7 protein-coding genes are annotated in these 8,370 nt (G+C 42.0%); all 7 read left to right on the top strand.

Going from position 1 to position 8,370, the window contains the following annotated elements; genetic code table 11:
• The first annotated feature begins 420 nt into the window (after positions 1-420).
• The 7 genes from BMX44_RS02610 (at position 421) to pheT (ending at position 8,027) form a co-directional block, all read left to right on the top strand.
• Positions 421-1,182 (top strand): hypothetical protein, encoded by a 762-nt coding sequence (locus BMX44_RS02610; protein WP_090627665.1) that lies wholly within the window; start codon positions 421-423, stop codon positions 1,180-1,182.
• A gap of 70 nt (positions 1,183-1,252) precedes the next feature.
• Complete coding sequence (thrS, locus tag BMX44_RS02605) at positions 1,253-3,160, top strand: threonine--tRNA ligase (protein ID WP_090627661.1); 1,908 nt, start codon at positions 1,253-1,255, stop codon at positions 3,158-3,160.
• A gap of 26 nt (positions 3,161-3,186) precedes the next feature.
• The gene (gene infC, locus BMX44_RS02600) at positions 3,187-3,765 is read left to right on the top strand and encodes a translation initiation factor IF-3 (protein WP_090627660.1); all 579 of its coding nucleotides are present in this window, start codon (positions 3,187-3,189) and stop codon (positions 3,763-3,765) included.
• Between the two features lie 168 nt (positions 3,766-3,933).
• Positions 3,934-4,131, top strand: coding sequence for a 50S ribosomal protein L35 (rpmI, locus tag BMX44_RS02595; protein ID WP_090627658.1), 198 nt, complete (start codon positions 3,934-3,936; stop codon positions 4,129-4,131).
• An 11-nt stretch (positions 4,132-4,142) separates the two neighbouring features.
• The gene (gene rplT, locus BMX44_RS02590; RefSeq protein ID WP_090627656.1) at positions 4,143-4,502 is read left to right on the top strand and encodes a 50S ribosomal protein L20; all 360 of its coding nucleotides are present in this window, start codon (positions 4,143-4,145) and stop codon (positions 4,500-4,502) included.
• Positions 4,503-4,601: 99 nt separating this feature from the next.
• Positions 4,602-5,621, top strand: a complete 1,020-nt coding sequence (gene pheS / locus BMX44_RS02585) for a phenylalanine--tRNA ligase subunit alpha (protein WP_090627653.1) — start codon at positions 4,602-4,604, stop codon at positions 5,619-5,621.
• 39 nt (positions 5,622-5,660) lie between these two features.
• Positions 5,661-8,027 (top strand): phenylalanine--tRNA ligase subunit beta, encoded by a 2,367-nt coding sequence (gene pheT / locus BMX44_RS02580; protein WP_090627651.1) that lies wholly within the window; start codon positions 5,661-5,663, stop codon positions 8,025-8,027.
• Positions 8,028-8,370: the final 343 nt, after the last annotated feature.

Here is an 8,370-nt window from a genome sequence, read left to right as displayed (position 1 = left end):
TGTCATCAGAACCTGGTGCATGAAGAAGCGCCGATGACGGACCTGGATGCCAGCAAAGAGCAGGGCGAGCTTGTGCTGAAGGAAGACGGCTGGGACGATTGGGAGGAAGATGACGATGACGACTACGAAGATGACGACGACGAGGACGACGACGATTATTAATTCGATCGAATTTTATCAAATGTCGTATCTTAAAACATTGCAATAATTTGCAAGTGGGTTATCTTTGTAGAATTATCGATGTTGTATTTAATAAATTCAGGTGATTAGACATGCGCTGGCCGCGTGGCCTCACCTGAATTTATATAGGTTCAGACGTTGTTGAAACCGGCAGTTAGTACGATACAGATTGAAAGATGAAGTTTTTTTGATTTAGTGACCCGCTATAGGCGGGTTTTTTATTTTAATTTGGGGTTGACTATGTTGCAGCATTTACCACAACCTGGTGTTGCTTATCCGCATCGCGGTCGTGACTATTTTATTGCTGGTTTTACATTTTTCTGTGTTGGAGTAAGTCTGGTAATAGATGGTAGCGCCAGTATGGAAGTGCAAAATCTTCTGGGCATTATTGCATGGGTTTTTTTGCTGGGGTTGCTGGTTGGAGAAAATAAAGAAGTCAGAATGCAGGTTATTATTGCCGTTGCATTTGCAACTGCCGGCGAACATTTTGCTTCTATCTACATGGAAGGTTACACATACCGATTTGAAAATGTACCGCATTATGTACCTCCTGGGCATGGGATGGTTTATTTAACAGCTGTTGCATTGGCGCGCTCAGGGTTTTTTCAAATGTATGCACGGAAAATAGCTATATTTGTATTTGTTACGGGTGGTTTATGGTCTCTTTGGGGTATCAGCGGAATCCCTGAACAGGGAGATCAAGTGGGTGCATTTTTATTTGTTATTTTTGTTTTATGTGTGCTCAAAGGAAGATCGCCACTTGTTTATTTGGGTGCTTTTTTTATTTGCACATGGCTTGAGATTATAGGTACTGCCGCTGGTACATGGAGGTGGGCCTCTATTGAACCTGTATTTGATTGGTCGCAAGGTAATCCACCCAGTGGTGTTGCAGCATGGTATTGTTTGGTTGATGCTGTAGCAATTGGATTTGCGCCAATTTTTTTACGCAAATTGCAAAAATTTAATCTATGGTATAAATCAACTATTATGAATCGTATATAGTTAATACTATTTGTGAATATAATTTTAGAAAATATTGTGTAATGCTGTGTTTTGGGATTGAGGAAAGGTTGTGACAGTAATAAGACTGCCGGATGGCACAGAAAAGGTTTTTGATTACCCTGTAACCGTGTTGGATGTTGCTTCTTCGATAGGACCTGGTCTTGCGCGCGCTGCTGTAGCAGGCAAGGTTAATGGGAAGCTCGTTGATTTGAACAGTCAAATAGATCAGGATAGCGAACTGACAATAGTGACGGAAAAAGATGCAGATGGGCTGGATATTATCCGTCATTCCAGCGCACATTTACTGGCACACGCTGTCAAAGAACTTTTTCCTGAAGCGCAAGTGACCATTGGGCCGGTTATTGAGGATGGTTTTTATTATGATTTTTCATATAAACGTCCATTTACACCGGAAGATCTTGCCGCTATAGAAAAACGCATGCATGAAATTACCAAGCGGGATCTTACAATAAAGCGCAAGATATGGGATCGTTCAGAGGCCATAAATTTTTTTAAACAACAAGGAGAGCATTATAAGGCTCAGATAATTGAATCAATTCCTGGCGATGAAGATTTATCGTTGTATTCACAAGGAGATTTTACTGATTTGTGTCGGGGACCACATGTGCCGACAACTGCCAAACTAAAAGTTTTCAAGCTAATGAAAGTGGCTGGCGCTTATTGGCGAGGTGATTCCAATAATGAAATGCTGCAGAGAATTTATGGAACAGCCTGGTTGACAAAAGATGATCAAAAAAAATATTTGCACAGGCTTGAGGAAGCCGAAAAAAGAGATCATCGAAAGATTGGCAAACAGTTGAATTTGTTTCACATTCAAGAAGAAGCGCCCGGTATGGTATTCTGGCATCCCAAAGGTTGGGCGCTCTGGCAGCAGATAGAGCAATATATGCGACAAATCCAGAATGATAATGAGTATAAGGAAATACGAACACCTCAGGTCATTGATAAGGAACTGTGGGTGCAATCCGGTCATTGGGATAATTTTCGTGAGAATATGTTTGTTACCGATACTGATGAGCGCAGCTTTGCGATCAAGCCAATGAATTGTCCGGGTCACGTTCAGGTTTTCAAGCAAGGTTTGAAAAGTTATCGTGATTTACCTATACGCTTAGCAGAGTTCGGGTCGTGTCATCGCAACGAAGCATCAGGGGCTCTGCATGGTATGATGCGCGTACGTGCATTTACTCAGGATGACGCACATATTTTTTGTACAGAAAACCAAATCCAAGAAGAAGTCGTCAAATTTATTCACTTACTTAAATGTGTTTACGCAGATTTTGGTTTCAAAGATCTGTTAGTGAAGCTTTCTACACGACCTGTGAAACGTGTGGGCTCGGATATGCAATGGGACAAATCTGAGGCAGCATTAGAAGCCGCTCTGAAGGAGGCTGCTCTTGACTGGGAAGTACAGCCTGGTGAAGGTGCGTTTTATGGGCCCAAAATAGAATTTTCTCTTAGAGACTGTATAGGGCGTGTATGGCAATGTGGTACGTTACAACTCGACTTTTCCATGCCGGAAAGACTGGGTGCGGAGTATGTGGCCGAAGATAATTCCAGGCAAATTCCTGTTATGCTTCACAGAGCGATTCTTGGGTCGCTCGAACGTTTTATTGGTATTTTAATTGAAAATTATGCGGGAGTATTTCCATTATGGCTTGCGCCTGTGCAGGCTGTTGTACTGAACATTTCTAAAAATCAGATGGATTATGCGCAAAAAATAACCAAAGAGCTTAACAGTCATGGATTTAGAGTTGATCAGGACTTGAGAAATGAGAAGATAACCTATAAAATCCGGGAACATAGCTTGCAGAAACTCCCGTATCAGATCATTGTGGGTGATGCTGAAGTCAGTTCAAACCAGGTTTCAGTGCGAAACCGAAGTGGACATGACCTGGGTCAAATGACTGTGATTGAACTGGTAAATCGCTTTAATGAAGAGATTGCTTTAAAGATATAATTCATTCTTTTTTAACTTATTGGAGAATTGCCATAGTACAAGAAAAGACAGCACGCATAAATGATGAAATCGATGTGCCTGAAATTCGCCTGATTGGTGTCGATGGAGAACAAGTTGGAATAGTAAAACTAGCTGATGCCAACGCACTTGCAGAAGAAGCGGGAGTGGATCTGGTAGAAATAGCACCAACCGCGAAGCCGCCGGTGTGTCGGTTAATGGATTATGGCAAGTTTCGTTATCAGGAAAGTAAACGTAAGCACGAGGCAAAACTCAAGCAGAAACAGATCCAGATAAAAGAGATAAAATTCAGGCCTAATACGGATGAAGGCGATTACCGTATTAAATTACGTAATCTGACCAATTTCCTTAATGAAGGGGACAAAGTCAAGGTCACGCTCCGTTTTCGAGGTCGAGAAATGGCTCATCAGGAATTTGGTATCAGACTACTTGAACGTGTAAGAGATGATCTTGAAATGCATGCTGTAGTAGAACAATTTCCAAAAATGGAAGGACGCCAACTGGTAATGGTATTGTCTCCGAAGAAAAAAGATGCCAAAACTGGCAAGGCAAGCCAGGCTGATAATAACCCGACTACAACCACATAACTTCTGCATGATTGGTTTAATTCATGTTTGTTAAGTAGTAATTGTGAATTTAATAATGCATTCGTAAAACACGGTTACGTGGTTAACTTATTTCACAAGTGACTATGGGTTGACAAGCTTTCCACAAGGGAACACCCATTGTCATATTATAAAAATGGAGGATAGTAAATGCCCAAAATGAAAACCAAAAGTGGTGCTGCAAAACGCTTTAAGGTTCGTGCAAGTGGTAGTATCAAGCGAGCTCAAGCGTTTAAACGTCATATTCTGACAAAAAAAACAACCAAAAATAAACGCCAATTAAGAGGAATTGCCGCAATTCATCCTAGTGATACGGCGTCGGTTCGTTCTATGCTGCCCTATGCCTGAAGGAGAAAACCATGCCTAGAGTAAAACGTGGTGTAACCGCGCACGCAAGACATAAAAAAATCCTGAATTTGGCAAAGGGTTATCGTGGTCGTCGCAAAAATGTTTACCGTGTTGCGAAACAAGCGGTAATGAAAGCAGGACAATACGCTTATCGAGACAGACGTCAACGTAAACGACAATTCAGATCATTATGGATAGCACGTATTAATGCTGCTGCACGAGAATGTGGATTATCTTATAGCGTATTTATGAATGGCTTGAAAAAAGCTAGTATTGATATCGATAGAAAGGTACTGGCCGATCTCGCAGTTTTTGACAAGCCCGCATTTGAGAAAATTGCTGAGCAAGCTAAAGCTGTTCTGGCGTCTTAATTCAGTGACGCTATTTTTACAGGGAGGTTGGGTTCGGCCCAGCCTCCCTTTTTGTTGTGAAATGTAAAGACTGTATGTCCGATTCGGATTTGAGTACACATGAGAAACTTGGATGAAATCGTAGATGAAGCAACCGAATTATTCAATTCAATAGACGATACCGCTGAATTGGAACAGGTCAAAGCGCGTTATCTTGGTAAAAATGGAGAATTGACTGATTTGTTAAAAGGACTGGGTAAATTACCCGCAGATCAACGTCCAGCAGCGGGTTTGCAAATCAATCAGGCCAAGAACCAATTAGAGGTTTTATTAAAAAATCGTCGACTGCTACTTCAGGAAAAAAAGCTGGAAGAAAGGTTAAAGGAGGAAGCCCTGGATGTTACAATGCCTGGCCGTGGATACGGCAAGGGTGGTCTGCATCCAGTAACTCAGACTCTTAACCGAATTGAGGCTATTTTCCATTCAATCGGTTATGAAGTAGCTTCCGGTCCGGAAATTGAGAAGGATTTCTATAACTTTACAGCACTCAATATTCCGGATAATCATCCTGCGCGTGCCATGCACGACACATTCTACATCGAGAATGGTGATCTGTTACGAACACATACCTCGCCTGTTCAAATTCATTTTATGCTTGAAAATGAGCCACCAGTAAAATTGATTGCGCCAGGCCGTGTTTACCGTTGCGATTCAGATGTAACTCATACCCCAATGTTTCACCAGGTCGAAGGTTTATGGATTGATGAACACGCCAGTTTTGCAGCCCTAAAAGGCGTCCTGGCAAATTTCATGGCCTGTTTTTTCGAGCGGAATGATTTGTCGGTACGATTCCGACCTTCTTTTTTTCCATTTACTGAGCCTTCTGCAGAAATGGATATCAGTTGTGTGAAATGCAATGGCAATGGTTGTCGTATTTGTAGCTATACAGGCTGGCTGGAGGTTCTGGGCTGTGGCATGGTTCACCCAAATGTGTTGAAGCATGTTGATATAGATCATGAACGATATGTTGGATTTGCGTTTGGTATGGGTGTGGAAAGACTTGCTATGTTAAGGTATGGCGTTGGCGATCTAAGGTTGTTTTTTGAAAATGATTTACGCTTTCTGAAACAATTCAATTAATTCATTTATTTCTATTTGATTCTAATTAACTAAACTCTAATGAAGTTTTCCGAAAATTGGCTTCGCACCTTTGTCAATCCGAGTTGCACGAGTGATGAATTGGCGCATACGCTGACTATGGCCGGTCTGGAAGTTGAAGCAGTTGAACCGGTTGCAGCATTGTTTGACAAGGTCGTTGTAGCAGAAGTACTTTCAGTCGAAAATCATCCGGATGCAAACCGCCTAAACATTTGCCGGGTTAATGTGGGTGAGCATGCAAAAGAGCCGCTTCAGATTGTCTGCGGCGCACCTGACGTATGCGCTGGTATTAAAGTACCTTGCGCACTGGTTGGTGCTGAATTACCGGGTCTGGTGATTAAAAGTGCGAAACTGCGTGGCGTAGAATCTTTAGGGATGTTATGTTCGGCTCGTGAGCTTGGCCTTAACGAAACCGCAGATGGTTTACTGAAATTGCCAGATACTGCACCTGTTGGGCAAGATTTTCGAACGTATTATGAGTTGAATGACCAGGTTCTTACATTAAGTCTTACACCAAACAGAGCGGATTGCCTGGGGGTGTATGGTGTGGCACGCGAAATTTCAGCTATAACTAATACTCAACTGTTGTCTTTTAAGATACCACCAGTTCAAACAGAAATAGAGGACAGTCATGATATACATATAGATGCACCAGACGCCTGTCCGCTATATTGTGGACGAATCATGCGCGACATTAATTCCGGTGTTGAGACGCCATTATGGATGAAACAGCGGTTGGAGCGCAGCGGTCTCAGACCAATTAACACGATTGTGGATATTACTAACTATGTATTGCTTGAAACGGGTCAGCCAATGCATGCATTCGATTTGGCGAAGCTTGATGGTGCCATACACGTTCGCTATGCTAAAAAGGATGAATCGATACAGCTGCTGAATGAAAGTCAAGTAGCGTTGACAACCGATATGCTGTTGATTGCCGATGACCGGAAACCGCTCGCACTAGCTGGTATTATGGGTGGACTGGATAGTGGTGTTAAAAATGAGACCAGTGATATTTTCCTGGAGTGCGCTTATTTTGATCCGGATACGATTTCGGGCAAATCATTCAGACTTGGCTTTAGTTCCGACTCATCATATCGATTTGAACGGGGCGTGGATTTTGCCGCAACACGCAACATACTCGAGTATGCTACTGATCTAATCAAATCGATTTGTGGCGGCAAAGCAGGGCCTATAACAGAACAAAGAGGTAAATTGCCGCAACGTTTGCCGGTTTTAGTTCGAACCAGCAGGGTACAACGTGTTTTGGGTATTGTCTTGGAGAAGACACAAGTCGCTGAGTATCTGTCTCGTCTGCAGTTCGATTATACCGAGCAAGATAATGAGTTTACTGTTACACCACCAAGCTATCGATTTGATCTTTCTATCGAAGAAGACTTTATCGAAGAGGTGGCGAGGATTCATGGCTACGATGAGATACCTGCACAGCTGCCAAAAGCCGAGCTTAGAATGTTGTCATCTCAGGAATCTATGCGCGTGCCGGCTCAAATCAAACAAATGCTTGTTTTGCGTGATTATCAGGAAGTAGTGAACTATGCGTTTGTCGATAAGGCATGGGAAACCGAATGGATGCAAAATCAGAACCCTATTGCACTAAAAAATCCAATTGCAAATCATCTCAATGTGATGCGCAGTAGCCTCATGAGCGGACTGATCGCTAATTTGCAGTTTAATCTGAATCGAAAGCAAGAAAGGATACGTTTATTTGAATTGGGCTGCTGTTTTGAGAAAAGCGCTACTGAACAATATCTGCAGATCGAAAAACTGGCTGGTCTCGCATATGGCAATGTGTTTCCAGAACAGTGGGGTATATCAGCGCGTTCAGTTGATTTTTATGACGTAAAATCGGATATTGAAATGCTTTATCAGTCTCAAGCAATTTCTTTTCACGCAGTTCAGCATCCGGCCTTTCATCCAGGCAAATCTACGCAAATCATGATGGGTGCTAAAAGTGTTGGATGGTTGGGTGAACTGCATCCTCGTCTGCAGAAACAACATAATTTATCACGCCCGGTTATCCTCTTTGAACTGATACTGGATAGCCTGTTGCCGATACCGCTTGCGCAAATTCACGAGATACCCAAGTATCCAGCAGTCAGACGTGATGTGGCGGTTATTGTCGATAATCAGATGCCTGTGCAGACTATCCTGTCAGGCTTGTATGAAAAAATGCCAGAAATCGTCACAGAAATTGTGCTTTTTGACGTATATCGTGGCAATTCGGTTGGTCAACATAAAAAAAGTCTGGCATTTAAAGTACTGTTGCAGGATACCCAAAAAACGTTAACTGATGATGAAGCCGATGCTGCATTATCCATTTTACTAGAGATTCTGAAAACAAAATTTGGTGCAACACTGAGGGACTAAGTGCACATAAAGGTTGATTAAAATATGCAGCCTGTCTTTATGTAGTGATTGTAACGTCATTGAAAGAATTTTCTTATTTGGTGCATTCATTCCAAAGAATGGACCCCACGGATACTGGTTTGGATGCTATGTCAGTTGAAGACGGCCAGATTTTATTGTAAGTAAAAATGCGCTTTAATTCATTTGATTGAAGTTGTTATACTATGGTATTTGGCTATCATGCTGTGCAAAAAGTAAAAAGAGACGGTTTATGAGGCCTTGATTGATTAGAAACGTGTCTGAATGATAAGTCAGAATATAAGCTGTTCTTAGCAACAAGAATTCTAATTTAAAATTATGTGGA

Origin of the sequence: Nitrosomonas marina (genome assembly GCF_900110145.1) — a bacterium.
Classification (GTDB): Bacteria; Pseudomonadota; Gammaproteobacteria; order Burkholderiales; family Nitrosomonadaceae; genus Nitrosomonas; species Nitrosomonas marina.
Note: the sequence above shows the minus strand (reverse complement) of the source record. Positions and strands in the feature narration are given on the sequence as shown.

Bases quoted from the DNA above. Each gene is read 5' to 3' on its own strand.
- pheT (WP_090627651.1), top strand. From the start codon at position 5,661: ATGAAGTTTTCCGAAAATTGGCTTCGCACCTTTGTCAATCCGAGTTGC.
- rplT (WP_090627656.1), top strand. From the start codon at position 4,143: ATGCCTAGAGTAAAACGTGGTGTAACCGCGCACGCAAGACATAAAAAA.
- pheS (WP_090627653.1), top strand. From the start codon at position 4,602: ATGAGAAACTTGGATGAAATCGTAGATGAAGCAACCGAATTATTCAAT.
- BMX44_RS02610 (WP_090627665.1), top strand. From the start codon at position 421: ATGTTGCAGCATTTACCACAACCTGGTGTTGCTTATCCGCATCGCGGT.
- rpmI (WP_090627658.1), top strand. From the start codon at position 3,934: ATGCCCAAAATGAAAACCAAAAGTGGTGCTGCAAAACGCTTTAAGGTT.